Consider the following 1,842-nt stretch of genomic DNA (forward strand, 5'->3'; position numbering starts at 1 on the left):
GGAGGGGATGGAGGCGACTCCATTCTCGACCCCTAATCGGGGACTTGAACAGGTTTTCGCCAAAATGAGAATTGCTGGGGGGTGATATGGGTATTTGACAGATTGATTAAGTTGTGCTTATTGATTAACCCGTCAATAATTAAAATTTGTTGCTAAGGGATATGCACTAATTGTCCCGTGTGCTAAGACTGAATGGAGTGCATTTTGAGTGTAACGGTACGAATATCGGTTTGAGCGATATCACGCGATAGTAGTCAGGATAAAGTATTGTCAGGAATGCGCCCTACTGGAATCGAACCAGTCTGAAGGCGAATTATGAGTTCGCTGCCTCCCCAATCGGCCAAGGGCGCACAAATCGGTAGGGGTCGAACGGGAAGTCACCTTCCCGAACTCCCATTAAAAACCGTGCTTGATACTTTCGCATCACACGGCTCCTGATGTGGACACCCTTTTTCATAGGAACAGAGTTACTACCCCCTGCTTTCTTACTTCAACTTTTGGAGCTTTATGCACCACGTAGTCTTTCAACTCGCTCTCGCCATTATACTCCTACTAATCGCAGTATCTATATCCACACCGCGACCTGTGGGCATATCCCAGCCATTACAGATGGGCATTGGCTTCTGGTCGCATCCTTCACCCTCCAGGGGTAGGGGTCGAGAGTGAAGTCACCTTCACCCCCTCCCATTCAAAACCTTGCTTGATAGTTTCCCATCACACGGCTCCTGATGTGGATACCCTTTTGTCATCGGAACAGGGTTACTACCCCCTGCTTTCGTACTTCAATGTTCAGAGCTTTATGCAGCACGTAGTCTTTCAACTCGTTCTCGCCACTACACTCCTAATAATCGCAGTATCTATATCCACACCGTGACCTGTGGGCATATCCCCACCATGACAATTGGGCTTTAGCTTCTGGTCACATCCTTCACCCTCTAACCATGCGCTTACATTTTTCACTACTGCCTTGTGAATAGCATTACTCACTTGTTTATAGGCAGAGCATTAGAGGGGTTACAACGTTCCGTTTATATGGGCATTCCATGGTTAGATTTGTCCTCAGAACCGGGGTAGTTTAAAGGTCTGTGCAGGTAGTCGTAAGAGCCCCCAACTTTTCCCCTTGCCCTTTTGGGCGCAGCGTGTCCACCTATTTCGCTGCTAGTGTATTACGATGGTTCAAGCCGGACATTCAGTTTCCTTAATCATGGATGGTTGGCAGTGGTCTCGATTCCGGTATTAGGTTACACCTCGGAGCCTTCCGTTCCCCGCTTTAGTCCTAGGGTTGTGAGTCCTAAAACTAGGGGTGGCTATCGCCGTTACCCTCTGCTCTGTGATTTCTCAGTTCGCTTAGGACCTTGGGTTCCCTGCCTTGCTTAGTTCCCTAAGCGTCGGGACATATAAACAGTTATGAGGATTATCAGGAGAGGTTTCCTTATATCCAAACTCGGGGCTGGAATCCTCACCGGCTAGTGATTTATGGCATTTCAGCCCTATTTAATACCCGAACGTCTCACACCTTGCGTTTACACTTATCACTACTGCCTTGTTGTGGGCTGAGTCTTAGAGGGGTTACAACGTTCCATTTATACGGGCATTCTATCGTTAGATTTGTCCTTTCCACCGGGGTACTTTTAAAGGTCTGTGTAGGTAGTACAGACAAACTCCTACTTTTCCCCTTGTTCTTTTGAACGCAGCGTATCAACCTATTTTGCTACTTAGTGATTACGATGGTTAAAGCCGGACATTCGGTTTCCCTAATCATAGATAGTTGGCAGTGGTCGCTTCTGGTAGTAGGTTCTACTTCACGCCTTCCGTTCCCCGCTTCAACTGGGGTGTGAATCC

At 47.6% G+C, this 1,842-nt stretch carries 1 tRNA gene; it reads right to left on the reverse strand.

Annotation, left to right across the window (positions count from 1 at the left end):
* Positions 1-277 precede the first annotated feature (277 nt).
* Positions 278-350, reverse strand: a tRNA-Met gene (locus ACTIE0_RS24115).
* Between the last annotated feature and the right edge of the window lie 1,492 nt (positions 351-1,842).

Origin of the sequence: Limnospira sp. (assembly GCF_051859755.1) — a bacterium.
In the GTDB taxonomy this organism is placed as follows: domain Bacteria; phylum Cyanobacteriota; class Cyanobacteriia; order Cyanobacteriales; family Microcoleaceae; genus Limnospira; species Limnospira fusiformis.